The organism is Bacillus cereus group sp. MYBK14-1 (genome assembly GCF_051916885.1).
Classification (GTDB): Bacteria; Bacillota; Bacilli; order Bacillales; family Bacillaceae_G; genus Bacillus_A; species Bacillus_A cereus.
In genome coordinates, this window is the sequence record NZ_JBQAHM010000004.1 from 37,567 (window position 1) to 56,412 (window position 18,846).

Sequence of the window (18,846 nt, forward strand, 5' to 3'; positions counted from 1 at the left end):
TTAAACATGTGAAAAAAAGCGCATGTTTTTTACAATTTTGTGTCGTCAATCGCATGTAACCATGCTTCAATTTCTGTAATAACACTTTTCACACAGCCTTCAGCAAATGGTGATGTTAAATTTGCAACCTCTACTAATTCTAAGAACGATTTACTTCCACCTTGTTGGCACAGATTCACATAATCTTCCCACGCCTCTTGTCTATTATCTCTTGCACGTTTCCAAAATTGTAGCGCACAAATTTGAGCAAGCGTGTAATCAATATAATAGAACGGTGAGCTATAAATATGCCCTTGACGTTGCCAAAAACCACCGCGCTCTAAATAATCATTCTCCTCATAATCACGATGTGGTAAATATTTCTTCTCTATGTTACGCCATGCTGTCTTACGCTCTTCAGGTGATGCTTCAGGATTTTCATATACATAATGTTGATATTCATCAACAGATACACCATAAGGTAAAAACAGAAGTGCTGAACTTAAGTGAGAGAAGTAATATTTATCTGCATCTTCTTCAAAGAATAGCTTCATCCATGGCCATGTAAAGAATTCCATACTCATAGAGTGGATTTCACACGCCTCATATGTTGGCCAATTATATTCTGGAATTTCAAATTTACGACTTTCATATACTTGGAAAGCATGACCTGCTTCATGTGTTAATACATCAATGTCACCAGATGTTCCATTGAAGTTTGAGAAAATAAATGGCGCTTTATAATTCTCAATATATGTACAATATCCGCCACCAGCTTTTCCTTTTTTCGCAACTAAATCTAATAAATCATTATCTAGCATGAAATTGAAAAATTCATCTGTTTCAGCCGATAACTCTTTATACATTGTCTTTCCATGATCAACAATCCAATCCGCATCTCCTTTTGGAGTTGGGTTACCTGTAGCAAACTCAAAGTTTTCGTCGTAATAAGCTAACTTCTCTACACCGATACGTGCTTGTTGTCGCTTTCTTAATTCCGTTGTAACGGGAACGATATAATCTAGCACTTGCTGACGGTAATTAGCCACCATCTCCGCATTATAATCTGTACGGTACATTCTTGCATATCCAAGTTCAACAAAGTTTTTGAAACCTAAAGATTTTGCGATTTTCGTTCTCACTTTAACAAGCTCATCATAAATACGATCTAGTTCTTCCTCATTTCCAGCTAAAAATCCGTAGTATGCTTCACTTGCTGCTTTACGTTCGCTTCTTTCTTTTCCTTGCATAAACGGAATCAGTTGCGATAACGTTCTTTCTTCTCCAGCAAAGTCAATTTTTGCAGATGCTAATAACTGTGTATATTGCGATGATAATTTATTTTCTAATTGTAAATCTTTCACGACTTCATCTGAATATGTTTTTAAATCACATTCTGCTAGAGCAAATAATTGTTTTCCATAATACGCCTCTAATTCTTCACGAAATGGAGAATTAATGAGTGCCTTATAATATTTTGTACCATATCCTTGTACAACTGGAGAGAATTCATCAAAGAAATCCTGCTCCTCCTTATAAAAAGTATCCGTCGTATCAACAGAATGGCGAATGTAACAAAGGTTTCCCATTGTACCAAAATCGTTGCGAATCTCATTAATTGAATGAATGACTTGTTTTTGTTCTTCTACAGTTTTTGCGTTATCAAACTTCTCTAAAGCAACAGTAAATTTCTCTTTTAACTCTTCAATATTTGGGCGTTTATATTCATAGTCTTTAAATGACATGAACGGGCCTCCTCTCCATTACATACCTTTATTATAATTCAATACGTATTCTTGAATTCCCTCTTAATTTTCAACAAATTTCGGCAGTGATTGCCCTGAGCTCATTACAAATAAAAAAGCCTTGGATTTATTTATCCAAAGCTCCTTTGGAACATATTATTTTTCATACTTCCCAATTTTTTTTAATAAATCAAGTAATTCATCTTTTTCATCTTTCGTTAACATTTCAAAAGACTGATGTATAACTTTCTCATGCCCCGGAAAAATAGAAGCAATAAAGTTCTCGCCAGACTCAGTTAATTGCGCGTAAATAACACGTCTGTCATTCGGACATGGAATTCTCTTTACTAATCCCTTTTTCTCCAGCTTATCTACAACATATGTAATGCTGCCACTAGCTATTAAAATACGCTCACCAATTTGCTGAAGTGGTTGACCGCCTTTATGATATAGCAGTTCTAATACAGCAAATTCAGTTGGATTTAACCCGTTACTTTGTATAGATTTATTTGTAGTATCCATAACAGAACGATGTACACGAGATAATGCAATAAATACTTTTAAAGATTGAGAAATATCTTCTCGTTCATTATTTGATGTCATACAACTTTCAACCCTTCACTTAAATTCTCAGCAATAAAAAGAAAATGCCAGTTCATACTTCCTGTGAATTCCGAATGAGCATTCACTCATCCATTTCCTCTCCCCTAATATATTAAGGATCATTCTTGAATAAAAACATGACAATTTTAACATAGTTTATATATAATGATAATAAAAAAAGAAGGAGTACCACATTTGAAAGTCAAATTCCAAAGCATAATTGTATATATATTGCTTGTTATCCTACCGACAATAGGGATTGGTGCTACATTTTATTCGTATCATACATATAAAATGAAACAGGAAAACAAATTATCTGCTCATACAGTTCTCTTTTTATATAGAGATTATTTGGATCATCATCTTGGTGAAGCAATTTCTGCTTTAGACATGCTTGCAAAAGTTGTAGGCACCGAGACTGGTAATATAAATGGTATTAAACAAATTGTACATGATACAGATGGAAACGATGCACGCTTTTCTGGTCTATATTACGCTACACCAGAAGGAGTCATTACAATCGCATCTGAAGATGAATCAAAGCCTATAGATGTTTCAGACCGTAAATATATTCAAGACGCGCTCCAAACTAAAAAAACCACTGTATCATCAGTCATTACTGATCGCGTTCTTGGACATAAAGCTATTATGATTGCTGCCCCCATATTTAATAAACAGAAGGAGCTCTCAGGATTATTATTAGCTAGTTTACGCTTTGATTACATTTCATCTTCTTTAAATGCCATTAAACCACAATACCATTTTGAGGTAACTGATAAACATGATGTAGTTTTTCTAACCGATGATAATAACGACACAAGTGATACGCATTCTAATATGCTTACTACCCCACTCCAAAGATTAAATTGGAAGGTCTCTGTTTCTCCATTACCTATTCATCAAAAAACCTTATACCAGTGGGTTGCAATAGAGTGTATAGCTACTTTATTTTTAATGTCTATTTTATTTTTACTTGCTCAATATATGTTGTTAAAACGTCAAACAAAAATTGAAAGGCAACAAAATGAACTACAAAAAATTGAATTAGTTGGAACTTTTGCAGCGAGTACAGCACACGAAATCCGTAATCCTCTTACTGGAATTAAAGGACTCGTCGCTCTATTAAAAGAGAAATATAAAGATGAGCAAGATCAGTTCTACTTTTCCGTAATTGAACAAGAAATAGAGCGAATCAATGAAATTGTAAGTGAATTTCTTATTCTCGGAAAGCCAACCGCCATCATCGAACAAACGTATGATGTAAGAAAAATTCTAAATGAGGTAGCATTAATTATTCAATCTGAGGCGAATTTACATAACATTGTATTCCATTTACATCTGCCAGACCATCCTGTTCATATCCGTTGTTCGAAAGACCATATGAAACAAGTGGTTTTAAACATTACAAAAAATGCAATTGAGGCCATGACTTCTAGTGATACACTAACCATTGTAGTAAAAAACAATGAAACACACGCACAATTGCAGATTATAGATACTGGAAAAGGGATTCCGCAACATATTCAAAAACACCTCTTTCATCCGTTCTTTACTAATAAAGATACTGGAACAGGTCTTGGACTTGTCATATGTAAACGAATTGTAGAGATGTATAATGGGCATATTTTTATTGACAGTACAGAAAACGAAGGAACAACAGTTCATATCGAAATTCCGTTACACATAGTATAATTATCCTTATCCTATAAGGGTAATTATACTTATTTCATAAAACCAGCCACAAGCATTCGCCAAAAATTATTTGATTTTCCTTCATACCCGATTTGGAAAATAGGTATTTTTATAATTGAAAACCATTTCGGTGTTTGTTTTTCTTTATAACATTGATATTGTAAAATAAGCTTGTCCAATTCTTGACTAACTTGAATTGTCTCCCTACTATTTAGCCCACTTGTTAATCCTAGTTGAATCATTTCTTCACGTTTCATATGAATATCACGTGAAAGCTTTTCTAATGTGTACTTCCTTTTTACAGTAAACATCCATATCCCCCTTATTATACTTCCATGCTCTTAACTTCACTTCTCCATTGACTTTTTTAACTACTTAATCATATGCAAATTTGAAGAATCAGAAATTTTAACATTTTCTCCCTGTAATTTACAAATCTTTACCCTCACTTTGAGAATTATTACAAATTATTCTATCTTTGTAAATACATTCGCAATAATAGACATTTTTTTCATCTTGTTTTTTTATAAATGCTACGTAAACCGGGGATTCTTAATTTTCCACCTACTTTTCTTCGACATTTTTTGTTTAATTTATATAAAAAAGCAAAACATAATGATGATTGATAAAGTGAAACTTTAATCAGTGTTTTTTGTTCAGCCCCCACTGATTATTAGCATTCACCAATCGGGTAGGCAGTGAATCTCCCACCTATCCAGCCCAATGTTGAGGTGGGAGTCTTACTCCCCACAAATAGCGGGATAACAATAGAAAGGAAATATTTATATGCGAAAATATACGATTGCATTATTCATCATTGTTTTGTTTTTACCGTCCTTCTTATTTCCTATTCAAGCAAATGCTCATACGAATAAAGTTGCTATTGTCATTGATGATTTCGGAAATAATATGAAGGGGACTAATCAAATGTTATCACTTCCCATTCCACTCACTGTTGCTGTTATGCCTTTTCTTCCTTCCACAAAAGAAGATGCAATAGCTGCCCATAAGAAAGGCCATGAAGTTATTATACATATGCCAATGGAACCTATAAAAGGTAAAAAAGAATGGCTTGGGCCGAAAGCAATTACAACTGATTTAAGCGATGAAGAAATAAACAACCGACTTGAACAAGCGATTCAAGAAGTACCGCATGCAATTGGAATGAACAATCATATGGGGTCAAAAGTAACAGCGGATGAAAGAATTGTTCGCCTTATACTTGCTGCTTGTAAAAAACACGGTTTATTTTACTTAGATAGTAAAACGAATCCTAATAGTGTCGTCCCAAAAATCGGAAAAGAATTAGGAGTTCCTATTATTGAAAACCAACTATTTTTTGATGATGTGTATACAGCAGGACATATTTCAAAACAAGCCCAATTACTCATCAAAAAAATTCAAGAAAAACCTATTATGGTAGCTATCGGGCATGTGGGCCCTCCAGGTGAAATTACATCACGCGTTATTGAAACTTCTATCCCTAAAATTCGTGAGCATGCAGACTTTATTTTCTTATCTGATCTAGCATTATCCCCGCCTCCTGTTTCAAAATAAAGTTCATTACTCACATAAAGTGAAACTTTAATCAGCCCTCACCAATTGGGCTTTTATGGGCAATCCGTCCCCCCACTTAACTTCTTTACTTGCGCTGAATTTTGAGGCTCGGATTTTACTGCCCACAAATGGCGGGACAAAAAAGTACCTATCTATATATAACAGATAGGTACTTTTTTTAACTTAAATATAATCTACATGACTCACTCTGAATCCTTTTTTCTCTATTTTTCCGATTAATTGCTTTAATCTTGTTTCATCTAACTCATCTGATATATTTACAATAACGCGGCGGATATATTGATCACCGTTATCTAACGTAAATAGGCCACCGATATTATATGCTTTTAACAATGTCCCAAGCTCTTTAATCGTTCCCTTACAATCTTGTGTTGCAATTGTTAATATATAACCACCTGTTCGCATACCAAATGAATCTTCAATAACATCAAATATATTCGAATGCGTTAACATACCGACAAATTCATTATAATCATTTAGCACGGCTAAAAACGGAAGCCGACGAATTACATAAAAAGCTCTGAAGAATGAATCCTTTTCAAAAATAAATGCATTGGAATCATCAAGCATATCCCCTGCACTTACATGCTCTAATCCGCTATTGCATTTTTTTTCTAATAAATCTACTTTATAAATAATCCCCGTGAATTTCTTCTCATCTTCTGCTAATACCGGGATGGCTCGAAATCCCGTTTCGTTCATCATTTGCAGTGCCTCTTCACCAGAATCATTTATCTTGCAAAATGTTACTTGCTGCTTTGGCAGAAAATGATATTTAACTCGCAAAATATGTTCCTCCTTACATGTCAACATGTAATCTATATATAATAAGGAGACCTATATTTTATGAGTGAAATTATTTTTAAAACGCTTTCATTTGTTTATTAACTTGTATCCATATCACATCCATTTTTATATAACAGAGCTCCTTGCACCCTTAATCATTAATAACTTTACATGATAGTTCATTAAATATTCTATACCCTCTAGCCATTTTTTCGCTTCTTCTGGCGTTTTTCCCCACACAATCATGCCGTAATTATGAACAAGAACTACTCCTCCACCTTCAATGAAATTCGGAACATTGCTTTCTAATAAATCAGCGAATTTTTTTTCATCTTCTACAATTGGAATTGTCATTTCTGTTATACCTTCTTTTCCGAAAACACGCTCCACACTGCGTTTATCGAACGTTACTTCTCCTTCTTCCCCATATAACTCTGATATTAAATGACTATCTACAGTCTGCACTTGTAAAATACATCCTGCACTACTTTTTTTATAAATATCCGCATGCATAAATGACTCTGCAGCTGGTTTTTCTTCATTTTCAAATACTGACTCGCACATGCAATTTACGACAATAAAATCTTCTTCCGAAAATAGCCCTTTATCTCTTCCCTCAACATTTACTAAAAATGTTAACGGCTCTTTTGACGTACATAGCGATAAGCTAATTTTGGTACCATAAAACCAATCACGAAGTGCCAATTCAGATTTCACATCTTTTAATTCATTCCATTTCTTCAGAAAAAATAACATTTCGTCACCCCCGGCATAATATTCATATAAGGTTCGAATCCTTTCTATGTAAAAGGAATATTTTTTGATTATTCTAAAAATTTAATTGAATTATCACATGAGAACGCTTTTTTGTCAATATAGTTTCGTGGTTCTTCTTTAAAATAGGCTATTCATATGTCTATACTCCTATCTATTTCATTTTGCACATAAAAAATACGCTATTCTTTAATTAAAGAATAGCGTATTTTCCTCATTTTTTATTCCGCATTAACGGGCAGCCCGATTGGTGAGGGCTACTAATCAGTGGGGAATGAACAAAACCCCCACTGAATAAAGTTTCACTTTATTTCTTTATTGCATTATACAAAAACTGCGCGTATTGTTCACGTGTTACGAAATTATCTCCTAAAAAATTCCCTTCCCCGTCGCCTTTTGATATTTTATTATCCACTAAAGCTTTCACATATCCTTTCGCCCAATGGCCATTTGGTACATCTTTAAAATTCTCTGCACTATTTTCATTTTCTTTTAACTGAAATACTCTTTGTAGTACTACTGACATTTCATATCGAGTTAATACTCCATCCGGACGGAACATACCATTTCCATAGCCTGTCATAATTCCAGCTTGAACCACTGCATCAATAGCCGTTTCATACATATTTCCTTTCGTATCTATAAATGCCGTTTTTTGTTCTAGATTATTTTCTAATTTTAAATACCTTTGTATTAGAAGTGCTACTTGTCCACGAGTAATGTTATCACCAAATCCAAATTCACCATTTCCATAGCCTATAAATAATTTTTCTTTCGCTAAGTAATTAATTGCTTCTTCTGACCAATGTCCCTTTGGTACATCTTTAAATTCTACCACTTCTGTTTTCTCATCTTCTTTAGATGTATTACCGTCTTTACTTTCTACTACATTTTGAATAACAGATCCTGTAAAGAAGATTCCTGTATCCGCGAATGGATCTTTCACACCAAATTCATATACTTTCTCACCTGGTGTACTCCATTTCACTACACCATTACTATACGTACCATTATCGCTCTTCAGACGGATTTTCGTAGAAATCTCACCATCTTTTTCATATATAGGTACTTTTACTTCTTTATTTACTTCTGTTTCCTCTAAAAATACTTTTTGATTTTGGACATTAATATAAGCCGTCTTACTTAGTTCTATAACTGGTCGGACATCACGGATTTCATTTGCAACAAAACTTAGAAATACTAATTTTTTTAAATTACTAACTGGTGATAAGTCTGAAATATAATTCGCTTCTAAATCAAGCTTTTGTAAGTTTACTAAACTTGATAATGGAGTAATATCCTTTAACTCATTGTTAGGTAAGTGTAATTGTTTTAACTGTGTCATCTTACTTAGAGGAGTAACATCTTTTATTTCATTTTTCCCGATCCACAATTCTTCTAATTGCTTCATTTGCTCAATGCCGGATAAATCTTTAACTTTATTACGTGTTAATACTAAGTCTGTTAAAGGTAATGAATATAACGCTTTAATATCTTCAATTTGATTACCTGCTAAAGTTAAGTATGTTACATTTTTCAAAGCGCTTAATGGAGCAACGTTCGTAATTTTATTATTTGCTAAATTCAAGTAATCTAGTTGTTCCATTTTCGCTAATGCTGTTACATCTTCTATTTGGTTGCCTGATAGATATAAACTTTTTACATTTTTCATTTCAGTTAGTGGTGCAACGTTTGTAATTTTATTATTACTTAAATCAAGAGATTCTAAATTATCCATCTTAACAAGTGGCGTTACATCTGCAAATTCATTACCACGCAAAGCTAAATGATTTAATTGCTTTAAGTTCGCAAAGAACGACGGGTCTTTTATCTTCGCATTCGCAACTGTTAAAGATTTTAAATTTGGCATATATTTTAATGCACTATAATCAAGTATCTCATTTGTATTTAAAAATAAATCCTTTACTTGTAATAACTCTTCTTTCGTAATTGGTGTATTTAAATCTTTTCTATTAAATACTTTTTTATTCACAAGTTCTCTTAATTTGTTATCTGTTATCATATTTTGATTATCAACTGGATTATCCGTTTCCGTATTTCCTGAATTAGAGTTATCATCTGGTTTCTCTGTTTCTTTGTTACCTACAGTTGGATCTTTAATTTCAAATTGAACTTGATATTTGTGATCATATCCAATAGCTGGAATAAGTATATGCATTTGCATATTGTGCTTCTTCTCAAACTCGCCAATTTCAAATTGAACTACCTTCGTTCCATTCTTCCTCTTATCTTCTGACAAAACCTTCACATCATGAAATACACCAGGCTGGTTTTTATCTTCTATTCTAAGATATTGAAAATAATCGCTATCTTGCATTGTTACAGTGACAATTTTTTTGCCAGCTGCAATCGTTACTTTAGGATCTTTTATATATTGAGAAACCATAGATGGCTCATCTTTTTGGTCCTTATATATTTTAATCTCAGTATCATACGTGCGATCACTCGCTGCTGCTACCGATTGATTTGCTTCAACTTTTAATGCCGCTAATGCTGGAGTAGAATACGTAGCAAATGGAATTGCTAATGTTGTCGCTACTACTAGCGCCTTCATATAATTTTTTTTCAAAATAATATCCCCTATCATATACAATTTTTATAATTGATAACCCTTATCAATTACCCACAAATAAATGATAATGAATATCATTATCATTGTCAATGAGAATATTACATTAAATTTATATTTTTAAAGATAAAAAATAAAAAGCCCTTTATTCAAAGGGCTTTTTTACCTATCGTATGAAGAATTTCACTTTTTTCCTTCTCATTGATGACACCAATTTTTTGCAAAATATTCGCGTACAATACAAGTTTATTATATATTCGTTCTGACATGTTCTCCCTTCTTTCCTTCGACCAACTTTTTTTGTATTGGTAAATTATATGAAAGAGATGAGAAAATGTGTCCACTTTTTGCATAAATGCAAATCTTTTATTTTACGATTTGCAGACAATAAAACTCCCTCCTAAAAATTAGGCGGGAGTTTAGGTACTTTCACTTTATTTAACAAACTGTCCACTGAATATTATGCTTCATAAGTTCTTCTTCAAAACTATATGGCATTTTTTTATCACAAATTACATGTTGAATACGTGAAAATGCTGCTATACGATAATTCCCTTTCACGCCTACCTTCGTATGATCACATAAAATATATGTCTTCTCAGCTAATTTCATCATCGCCTCTGACAATTTCGCTTTCTCTAATTCAAAGCTGGAAACTCCAAAACTAGGTAATAACCCATCAATCGAAACGAACGCTTTATGAAAATGGAATTGCTGTATTACTTGCTGAGAAATAGACCCTGATACACGCGAATGCTTTGGAGATACTTTTCCACCTATAAATAAAACTTCACCGTGAAACATCTTTTTATTAATAGAAGAAATTAATTGTGTTGCGACTGGAAATGAACTTGTTACAATCGTTAAGTTTTTACGATGAACAAGGTATGGAACCATTTGAAGCGGTGTACTTCCATCATCAATTGCAATGACATCACCATCTTCTACAAATGTCGCTGCTTTATAACCAATTCTTTTCTTCTCTTCTATATGTAGCATTTCTCTTTCTAACATTGGCGCCTCTACCCCAGCGCCTGGAAGTTGAACAGCTCCACCATACACTTTTTTCAGCTTCTTTTCACGATCTAATTCTTCTAAATATCGACGAATCGTTTCTGTTGATACAGCAAATTCTCTCGCTAATTCTGAAACCTTTACTTTTCCTTTAAATTCTACCTTTTCAAGAATGGTTCGCTTTCTTTCTTCTCCTACTACAGACATAGATTCACCTCATTTATATCTCCCTCATAAGCTTCCTTACTTATACAAAGTTATAATTTTCTTTGTAAGTAGAAACTTCTTCATGAATATGAATACCGCGCTTTGCTAGTTCATCAAAAATTAATTGTGGATTTTCAAAAGCTTCTTCAGGCGTAACAACACCCACCCTACTTACATTTCCAGTTGCAATTAACTCTGCAGCAATCCCAAATGGAATACCGACGTTTCTCGTATACGCCCTTAATTTTTCCCATCCTACAACAGAACCATCAGATAACGGGTGTGTATGATATAACACATGTCTTTGCTTCTCATTATTTTTCATACCTATTACTTCTACATGAAGTGCATAACCATAAAGCTCTGTTTCTTGTCCTTCTTTCGATTGCAATAAATACTGCGAAATACAATCCATAATGCCTATTTCTTTCCCGTTTATTTCAATCTGATCATTACGCAATATGCCGTAATCATATAAAGCACGTACAAGTTGCATATTTTGCTTCGGCCAAGTTCCTCTCGTCTCTATCAGTTTGACACCTTTATTTTCTAGTGCCTTTGCTAACGTAATCGTTTCAGAATGCGGAATGATATACTGCGTTTCCTTACCATAAGGCGCTGGCAATTCTATTTCTCTCGGACGCGCAAACGGAAGTACTTGTTTAAATTCACCATCTTCATACACTGTACGCGATGGTAAATGTGGATCATATTCATATGTCGTTGTCTCTGTAATTGAAGCAGAAAAAGCAATCGGACGATACGAACCGTGACTTACGCGGACAGACTCTACAGTATCCAGTTGATTTGCTGCATGCATTGCCATCATTTGCGTTACACCTGGCGTCATACCAAACCCAGGCAAACATGTTTTTTCATTTTGAACAAATATAGCATGCGATTCATTTTCTTCACCAAATCCATTTAAGTTCACACCATGACAGCCTGCTTCTGCAATACAGCGAGTCGACAATCCATTTAGCTTTATCGTCGTACCGTCCATTACAATGTCATAACCTTTCATTTTTGCAACCGTATCCTCGTGATTTGTTACATCTACTTTTACAAAATCAACACGAGGATCGTTGAGCCATTCTACTACTTTACGGCCCTCTTCCTCGTTAAAATCGGCTACAGTAATCGTCTCAAAAGATGAAAATTGAACTAAATCCAAAATAGCTTCACGACAAATTTTACCTGCTCCACCTAAGCAAAATACTTTCACCCAATAACAACTCCTTTAGCAATACTATCAACTAAGCGATTAATATCTTCTTCATGTACATCACCGATATTTCCAATGCGGAACGTATCTACTTTCGAAATTTTCCCAGGGTAAATAACAAATCCATAACGCTTTAATTCGTTATATAACTGTTGAAACTCAAACCCCTCTTTTGGATAAATGAAAGATGTAATAATAGGAGATTGATATTTCTTATCTACTAGTGGCTTAAATCCGATTTCTCCCATTCTATTCACTAGTAGTTTTTGATTGTTGTAATATCGATTGTAACGTGCTCTTACTCCACCTTCTTTTTCTAGCTCAAGTAGCGCTTGATAAAAAGCATGTACAACATGTGTAGGTGAAGTAAAACGCCATTTCCCATTTTGTTTTTCCATCGTTTCCCACTGATCATATAAATCAAGAGATAAAGAGCGTCCTTGCCCTTTACACTTCAATAATTCATCACGTTTTGCGATTATAAATCCGAATCCAGGAACCCCTTGAATACACTTATTTGCACTACTAATTAAAAAATCAATTTGTAAATCAGCAATGTCTATTTCAATCCCGCCGAAACTACTCATCGCATCAACAATTGTAACCTTTCCATACTGCTTTCCTAATTTACATACATCTACAATTGGATTTATAATGCCTGTCGTTGTTTCACAATGAATAACTGCAATATGCGTAATCTCTTTATCTTCTTCCAATAACTTTTCTACTTCTACAATATTAGTAGGTTCCCACTCTTCTGTTTGGCTGACCACTACATCAATCTGTAACATCTCTGCCATTTGTACAATGCGCTTACCGTACGCACCATTTGTACAAACGAGAAGCTTCCCATTTCCCGGAATAACAGAGCCAATTACTGCTTCAACTGAAAACGTACCGCTTCCTTGCATTAACACTGTTGTATATTTCTCTTCTTCCTTCGTCGCTAACGATACAAGTTTAGCTCTTACTTCTTGCACCATCGTATTATATTCAACATCCCACGTACACCAATCGTATAGCATAACTTCTTTTACTGATTTTGTTGTCGTTAATGGTCCTGGTGTTAATAATAAGTAGTGATTTTCATTCATGATCCCGTACCCCTTTTATGAAATAATAAGTTCTTGTTTCTCGATATGTTCCATTACGTTTTCAAGCTCCTGCATCGTTTCAATCGTAAAATGAGCCCCATTTTCAACAAACCGATTACGAACTATTTCTATTTTTTCACGAAGCTCTACCGAATCCATACTCTCCACTTCCTCTTCCGTTAAACCGAGCTCACTACTTCCAAGAATTACACCAACTGCCCACATTCCAGCATTTCTACCTTCTTTCATATCTGATACTGTGTCCCCTACTTTTATCATATGGTTCATCGGATACACACCAAGTTCCATTGCATTTTTATAGCACATCCATGGGTATGGGCGGCCTGCTGGAACATCATCTGGCGTAACAAGAAAATCAGGTTTATATCCTTGTAACGCTGCTTCCTTTGCTACAATTTCCATCATTTCTCTCGTATAGCCCGTTGTTGAACCGATTTTAATGCCTCTCTCACGTAAAGAAGCGATTACTTCTTTTACCTCATCAATCGGCGTAGCATAACTTGGTAAAATAGAAAAGAGAATTTCTTCAAACTCTTCATACATCTCATGAATGTCTGCTTCTGTTGGTAATTGACCGAAGACACGCTTCCACTCATCCGCAATACGAGGCATTTCTGTTAGTGCCCTTACATGATCTATTTTTAATAATCCCATTGGCTTACGTGCTTCTTCTGCTGTAATTTCAACGCCACGTTTTTGAAAAATCTTCATGAATACTTCTAGCGGTGCAAAACATCCGTAATCAACCGTCGTACCTGCCCAATCAAAAATAACTGCTTCAATTTTCATTCTGTCCATCACCCTTCTTACTTATCTTTTTTGCCATTGTGAAGTTCGGTTACGAAGTGCTTTCGTTCCCCATTCATATACAACTCTCACTACAATATTTGTAACAACAATAAGTACACTCATTGCAGCTGCTGGTGCTACATTTCCTGCATCATCCATATTTACGATTGATACGGCAGCTAGTTTAAAATCAGCTGCATATAGGAATACAACTGCCGATACAGTTACCATTGAATTTACGAAGTAGTACATTACCATTTCTAAAATTGCTGGTAAACACATTGGTACTGTTACTCGGAAGAATGTTTTATAAAACGGAATACCCATCGACTGCGAAACAAGCTCAAACTCTCGGTCTAATTTCTTTAAGGCAGTCGTTGCCGTGACAAATGTTACAGAATAAAAATGAATGATATTTACTAGTACTAATACAGCGATTGTTCCGTATAAAGAATGAAACGGATTCGTTACTGATAGTCCAAGAATTTGAATCGTTGGTTGACTAAAGAAAAAGACATATCCTAATCCGAGTACTAAACCTGGTATCGCTAACGGCACTATAGAGAAAAAGTAACCTGTTTTTCTGAAAAATTGTAGCTGGTCTATTTTCTCAATTGCATATGCGAATACAAATGTTAAAATCGCCCCAATAACTGCTGTAACTGCTGAAACAATTACGCTATTTTTAAATGCTTCAAGTCCATCTCCTGTTAAACTTGAAAAATTAAAATGCTCAAATGTAAAACTCATATTATATGGCCATACTTTCACACTTGCAGCAATACCAACTGCAACAAATAATAGAATGATCATAAGTGTAATCACACTACAATATATGAATGAGATTACATCTCTTTTCTTATTAGCTATTATTCTGTATGGTACTGCTTTTGAAGATAAGAAATTCGCCTGCTTTCTTTGCGTAATACGATCAACTACAAATGCGAATATAGCTGGGATTAATAAAATCATTCCGACAGTTGCACCCATCGGCATATTTTGCTGTCCAATTACTTGTTTGTATACGTCAGTAGCAAGCACATTATATTGACCACCAACAATTTTTGGTGCCCCAAAATCAGTAAAACTAAGTGTAAACACAACAAACATTGCACTAATTAATCCGTACTTTACACTAGGTAAAGTAACCGTGAAAAATTGCTTTGTTTTACTCGCCCCTAACATATTAGAAGCTTCATATAAACGATAATCAGATCCTTGGAAGGCAATTAGCAATATAAGAAAGGCTTGTGGAAATGTATACATAACTTCAGCTATTACAATTCCTACTGGTCCATATAAAGGGATTTGTATACCTTCAAATAAACCAAACATTCCTTTCGTTACTAGCCCTTGATTACCAAATAAATATGTAAGTGCTATACCGTGCATCATCGTTGGTGCGAACAATGGTAATAACGCTACATACTGAAATACACGCTTTCCAAAAACATTCGTACGGGCAATTGCATATGCGTAAACGAATGCGATTGCAACTGAAATAATTGTTGTTGCGCCAGAAATCCATACTGTATTTTGTAAAGACTGAACTAAAGTTGGTGTTGTGAAATATTTACTGAAATTCGCTAAACCAACGAAAACTCCATCTTTATTATAAAAAGCTTGTGTAAATAGTTGTAATAGCGGTAATACAAGTATGATAAGGAAAGAAAAAATCATAACGATAATTACGAGCCTTTGGATCCATTCCTCTTTCCCTATACTTCTCTTAATCTTTTTTTTCGTACTTTCTACCTTATAGTTTTCTAACATCTCCATCTATACAATGACCTTCTTTCCATATGACAACATATGATTTTCTGAGAAAGAGATTTGAATCGGCTTTCCTTTTCTAATAGCCGTTGCTTCTACTTCTGATGCTAATATATCCACTACAATTTTCTCATTATAAAGGTGTGTGTTTTCTTCTAAGACTCGCACTTCCGTCCGATATACAGATCCGCGAAATTCCATACTTTCCACAACTGTTTTAATACCGTCCTTTTGTACAATTGTTACATGTTCAGGACGAATTGCATGTTCTTCGTTATTTTTCGAAAAGAAATTAATAGAACCAATAAAATCTGCCACAAACGGATTGGCTGGTCTTTGATAAATCTCCTCTGGTGTTCCAATCTGCATAATTTCCGCATGATTCATTACAACAATTTTATCAGCCATCGTTAATGCCTCTTCTTGATCATGCGTTACCATAATCGTCGTTACTCCTATTTTCTCTTGCAAATCACGCATTTCCCTACGTAATTTTTCACGCACTTTTGCATCTAAAGCTGATAACGGCTCATCGAGTAACAAAATATCTGGAGACAGAGCGAGCGCACGTGCAAGTGCTACTCGCTGCTGTTGTCCACCAGACATTTGAGCAGGATATTTATCTTTTACATTCAGCAAATCTACAAGTTTTAACGCATCTAGCGCTTTCTCTTTCACTTCTGCTTTCCCATATTTTTTTGTCTTTAAGCCGTATTCAATATTTTCAAGTGCTGTTAAATTCGGAAATAAAGCATACGATTGGAAAACCATTCCGAAGTTTCTCTTTCCAGGAGGCAATGCTGTAATATCTTTTCCATTCACAGCTATACTGCCAGTCGTTGGTTCCTCTAGTCCCGCTAAAATGCGAAGCAACGTCGTTTTCCCACAGCCACTCGGGCCTAATAAACAAACAAACTCATTTTTGTTCACAGTAAAAGAAATATCTTTTAATGCTGTAAATGCATCAAACTGTTTTTGAATGTGTTGAATTGATAAATATTCGCTCATTTTTCTCTCTCCCACTCACTTACTTTTTCGGTTCTGCTTTTTGGCCAAACTCTTTTTCCCATTTTTCTAAAATTTTGTCACGATTTTCTGCTGCCCATTTAAAGTCATTCTTTTTATATAATTTTTCAGTAACATCTTTCGGGAATCCCTCTGGAAGTTTATAATCATTTTTAATTGTCGCAAATCCATTTTTCTCAAAGTATAACTTCATTACATCATCAGTAATTGCCCAATCTAAAAATGCTTGTGCTAATTTATCATTTTTCGCATTATCTTTCTTAATAAGTGCGTTCGCTTCTACTTCCCACCCTAATCCTTCTTTCGGCAGTACAACTTCAACTGGTGCACCTTTTTGTTTCTCTTTTAAAGCACTATAAACCATTGATACACCGACTGGATATTCACCTGCTCCTGCTAATTTCGCTGGTTTTGATCCTGAATGCGTATAACTTGCCATATTATCATGAAGTTTCTTCATGTAATCCCAGCCTTTATCTTCACCCATGATTTGTAGCCATGCAGAAACTGTTAAAAATCCTGTTCCAGATGATGCTGGATGTGGCATAACAAGTGTTCCTTTATACTCTGGTTTCGTTAAATCTTCATATGATTCTGGCATCGGTAAATTTTTCTTCTTTAACTCTTCTTTATTTACAGCAATCCCCGTCATAAATGCAGTATTTCCTACCCATTTTTCAGGTTGCTTATCATCTTTAAATTGTGGAAGAACACGATCTGCTCCTTTTGGAGAGTATCCTTTTAACATATCTTTTTTATCTAAAGCTAATAGACTTGATGCCGCAGTTCCCCATACAACATCTGCTTGTGTATTTTTCCCTTCAGCTAGCAATTTCGCAGTAATAACTCCTGTTGAATCACGTACAATGTTCAATTTCACATCAGGATATTTCTTTTTAAAGGAATCAAGATAAATTGGTACAAGCTCTTCTTCAATTGCTGTGTAAACAGTTAATGATCCAGATAATTTGTCATCTTTCACTTTCGCTCCAGCACTTTCTTCCTTCTTTGCACCACACCCCATTAATAACGAAAATACCATTCCAGTCGCTACAGCTTTAAAGATTGTTTTTTTCACTGTTTCTCTCTCCTTTTACAAATCTTATGTACAACTCAAATATAAACAACTAGTGTAAAAGCAGTATTAAACCAACATTAATCTTTTGTTTGTTGTTTGTTTTTGTGTAATACGTTGCTACTTCTATGTTTTTTCGCATTTTTCTGCTAATAGAAAACACTAAATTTACAAATAATTAAAAAAACCTTTATAATCCCACAAAAAAATGAGGCGTTTGTAAAAAACGCCTCATTTTTATTTCCCTTTTTTTGAATTACGATTAGCATACTTTGCGCTATTTTCTCCTTCATACTCTAATGCAAATTCTGCATCTGGTAAGCTTTCTTTCGGAGTTTTATTATTATTGATTGCCGCATTTTGTTTCACTTTTCTTTTTACCAATACATTCACCTGCTCTCAAGAAATCACTTTCTACTCTAGTTTGAAACAACTTAAAATAATTATTACTGGCAAGTGTTAACAAGTACATAAGAGGCGTTAGATGGAAATACTACGTATGAAGAAATCATTATAAAAAGGAGCGATAATTTTGAAGAAAAAAGAAAAGATTCAATCACCAATTTTAGACGAAACGCTCCCGCATCAAATGAATTTTCCATCTTTTAAAGGAACAGGAAAAACGATGCAACAACCTTTTGTGAATCAATATGATGTTGTAATTGGAGACAGTAAATATAATTCCGAGAACAGTCCACTTAACAATTGGAGTGATAAAATAGATCCTGCCATTATGGCTGGCGATGAGTGGATCCATCCTACAAATGATATTGGGTGGATTTCAGAAGAAAATCAAGAGTTGCTAAAAAACGAAGCGGATAATAAAAATGAAGCTTTTATGCATCCACAATTTGGAATTAACGACTAAAAAACCA

The 18,846-nt window shown here is 34.4% G+C and carries 17 protein-coding genes; 3 read left to right on the forward strand and 14 right to left on the reverse strand.

The features are described 5' to 3' along the window. Positions 1 to 29: 29 nt before the first annotated feature. Together ACTFR3_RS13105 and ACTFR3_RS13110 are read right to left on the reverse strand one after the other, a co-directional pair. On the reverse strand, positions 30 to 1,724 hold the full coding sequence (locus tag ACTFR3_RS13105) for a M3 family oligoendopeptidase (protein WP_000008577.1): 1,695 nt from the start codon (positions 1,722 to 1,724) through the stop codon (positions 30 to 32). 156 nt (positions 1,725 to 1,880) lie between these two features. After that, positions 1,881 to 2,327, reverse strand: a complete 447-nt coding sequence (locus ACTFR3_RS13110) for a MarR family winged helix-turn-helix transcriptional regulator (protein WP_000203336.1) — start codon at positions 2,325 to 2,327, stop codon at positions 1,881 to 1,883. Between the two features lie 195 nt (positions 2,328 to 2,522). On the opposite strand from ACTFR3_RS13110, the gene ACTFR3_RS13115 reads away from it, so the two are divergent. Then, positions 2,523 to 4,019, forward strand: coding sequence for a DUF3149 domain-containing protein (locus ACTFR3_RS13115; protein WP_000865068.1), 1,497 nt, complete (start codon positions 2,523 to 2,525; stop codon positions 4,017 to 4,019). Positions 4,020 to 4,048: 29 nt separating this feature from the next. Here ACTFR3_RS13115 and ACTFR3_RS13120 read toward each other — a convergent pair whose 3' ends face one another. Further along, positions 4,049 to 4,330 carry an aspartyl-phosphate phosphatase Spo0E family protein gene (locus ACTFR3_RS13120; RefSeq protein WP_000495536.1) on the reverse strand — a complete coding sequence of 94 codons (282 nt, stop codon included), beginning with the start codon at positions 4,328 to 4,330 and terminating at the stop codon, positions 4,049 to 4,051. 475 nt (positions 4,331 to 4,805) lie between these two features. Here ACTFR3_RS13120 and ACTFR3_RS13125 point away from each other — a divergent pair, with 475 nt between their 5' ends. Next, positions 4,806 to 5,576 (forward strand): divergent polysaccharide deacetylase family protein, encoded by a 771-nt coding sequence (locus ACTFR3_RS13125; protein WP_001234107.1) that lies wholly within the window; start codon positions 4,806 to 4,808, stop codon positions 5,574 to 5,576. 183 nt (positions 5,577 to 5,759) lie between these two features. Here the strand turns inward: ACTFR3_RS13125 and cbpA are convergent, their stop codons facing one another. The 11 genes from cbpA to ACTFR3_RS13180 form a co-directional block, all read right to left on the reverse strand. Next, complete coding sequence (cbpA, locus tag ACTFR3_RS13130) at positions 5,760 to 6,383, reverse strand: cyclic di-AMP binding protein CbpA (RefSeq protein ID WP_001264208.1); 624 nt, start codon at positions 6,381 to 6,383, stop codon at positions 5,760 to 5,762. Positions 6,384 to 6,509: 126 nt separating this feature from the next. After that, a complete protein-coding gene (locus ACTFR3_RS13135; RefSeq protein ID WP_000896006.1) occupies positions 6,510 to 7,139 on the reverse strand; it encodes a class II aldolase/adducin family protein in 630 nt (209 codons plus the stop codon). A 325-nt stretch (positions 7,140 to 7,464) separates the two neighbouring features. Beyond that, positions 7,465 to 9,765, reverse strand: a complete 2,301-nt coding sequence (locus ACTFR3_RS13140) for an NEAT domain-containing leucine-rich repeat protein (protein ID WP_078386599.1) — start codon at positions 9,763 to 9,765, stop codon at positions 7,465 to 7,467. A 420-nt stretch (positions 9,766 to 10,185) separates the two neighbouring features. Next, positions 10,186 to 10,968 carry a DeoR/GlpR family DNA-binding transcription regulator gene (locus tag ACTFR3_RS13145; RefSeq protein ID WP_000117666.1) on the reverse strand — a complete coding sequence of 261 codons (783 nt, stop codon included), beginning with the start codon at positions 10,966 to 10,968 and terminating at the stop codon, positions 10,186 to 10,188. Between the two features lie 40 nt (positions 10,969 to 11,008). After that, on the reverse strand, positions 11,009 to 12,193 hold the full coding sequence (locus tag ACTFR3_RS13150) for a saccharopine dehydrogenase family protein (RefSeq protein ID WP_000862163.1): 1,185 nt from the start codon (positions 12,191 to 12,193) through the stop codon (positions 11,009 to 11,011). After that, entirely contained in the window at positions 12,190 to 13,287 is a 1,098-nt protein-coding gene (gene phnW, locus ACTFR3_RS13155; protein WP_440044464.1) for a 2-aminoethylphosphonate--pyruvate transaminase, read from the reverse strand. Before phnW ends, ACTFR3_RS13150 begins: the two co-directional genes overlap by 4 nt. Before the next feature lie 15 nt (positions 13,288 to 13,302). Further along, the gene (gene phnX, locus ACTFR3_RS13160) at positions 13,303 to 14,097 is read right to left on the reverse strand and encodes a phosphonoacetaldehyde hydrolase (protein ID WP_440044466.1); all 795 of its coding nucleotides are present in this window, start codon (positions 14,095 to 14,097) and stop codon (positions 13,303 to 13,305) included. Between the two features lie 21 nt (positions 14,098 to 14,118). Beyond that, positions 14,119 to 15,876 (reverse strand): putative 2-aminoethylphosphonate ABC transporter permease subunit, encoded by a 1,758-nt coding sequence (locus ACTFR3_RS13165; protein WP_000425532.1) that lies wholly within the window; start codon positions 15,874 to 15,876, stop codon positions 14,119 to 14,121. Then, positions 15,877 to 16,878: a putative 2-aminoethylphosphonate ABC transporter ATP-binding protein gene (locus ACTFR3_RS13170; protein ID WP_000006197.1), complete on the reverse strand. Its 1,002-nt coding sequence runs from the start codon at positions 16,876 to 16,878 to the stop codon at positions 15,877 to 15,879. 19 nt (positions 16,879 to 16,897) lie between these two features. After that, positions 16,898 to 17,974, reverse strand: a complete 1,077-nt coding sequence (locus ACTFR3_RS13175; RefSeq protein WP_000750893.1) for a putative 2-aminoethylphosphonate ABC transporter substrate-binding protein — start codon at positions 17,972 to 17,974, stop codon at positions 16,898 to 16,900. 234 nt (positions 17,975 to 18,208) lie between these two features. Next, the gene (locus tag ACTFR3_RS13180; protein WP_000240798.1) at positions 18,209 to 18,355 is read right to left on the reverse strand and encodes a hypothetical protein; all 147 of its coding nucleotides are present in this window, start codon (positions 18,353 to 18,355) and stop codon (positions 18,209 to 18,211) included. Positions 18,356 to 18,503: 148 nt separating this feature from the next. Here ACTFR3_RS13180 and ACTFR3_RS13185 point away from each other — a divergent pair, with 148 nt between their 5' ends. Further along, on the forward strand, positions 18,504 to 18,839 hold the full coding sequence (locus ACTFR3_RS13185) for a DUF3905 domain-containing protein (RefSeq protein ID WP_000726025.1): 336 nt from the start codon (positions 18,504 to 18,506) through the stop codon (positions 18,837 to 18,839). Positions 18,840 to 18,846 lie beyond the last annotated feature (7 nt).

Excerpts from the sequence above, each read along its gene's own strand:
- ACTFR3_RS13105 (WP_000008577.1), bottom strand. The coding sequence starts at position 1,724 with ATGTCATTTAAAGACTATGAATATAAACGCCCAAATATTGAAGAGTTA.
- ACTFR3_RS13110 (WP_000203336.1), bottom strand. The coding sequence starts at position 2,327 with ATGACATCAAATAATGAACGAGAAGATATTTCTCAATCTTTAAAAGTA.
- ACTFR3_RS13120 (WP_000495536.1), bottom strand. The coding sequence starts at position 4,330 with ATGTTTACTGTAAAAAGGAAGTACACATTAGAAAAGCTTTCACGTGAT.
- ACTFR3_RS13125 (WP_001234107.1), top strand. The coding sequence starts at position 4,806 with ATGCGAAAATATACGATTGCATTATTCATCATTGTTTTGTTTTTACCG.
- ACTFR3_RS13135 (WP_000896006.1), bottom strand. The coding sequence starts at position 7,139 with ATGTTATTTTTTCTGAAGAAATGGAATGAATTAAAAGATGTGAAATCT.
- ACTFR3_RS13140 (WP_078386599.1), bottom strand. The coding sequence starts at position 9,765 with ATGATAGGGGATATTATTTTGAAAAAAAATTATATGAAGGCGCTAGTA.
- ACTFR3_RS13145 (WP_000117666.1), bottom strand. The coding sequence starts at position 10,968 with ATGTCTGTAGTAGGAGAAGAAAGAAAGCGAACCATTCTTGAAAAGGTA.
- phnW (WP_440044464.1), bottom strand. The coding sequence starts at position 13,287 with ATGAATGAAAATCACTACTTATTATTAACACCAGGACCATTAACGACA.
- phnX (WP_440044466.1), bottom strand. The coding sequence starts at position 14,097 with ATGAAAATTGAAGCAGTTATTTTTGATTGGGCAGGTACGACGGTTGAT.
- ACTFR3_RS13165 (WP_000425532.1), bottom strand. The coding sequence starts at position 15,876 with ATGGAGATGTTAGAAAACTATAAGGTAGAAAGTACGAAAAAAAAGATT.
- ACTFR3_RS13170 (WP_000006197.1), bottom strand. The coding sequence starts at position 16,878 with ATGAGCGAATATTTATCAATTCAACACATTCAAAAACAGTTTGATGCA.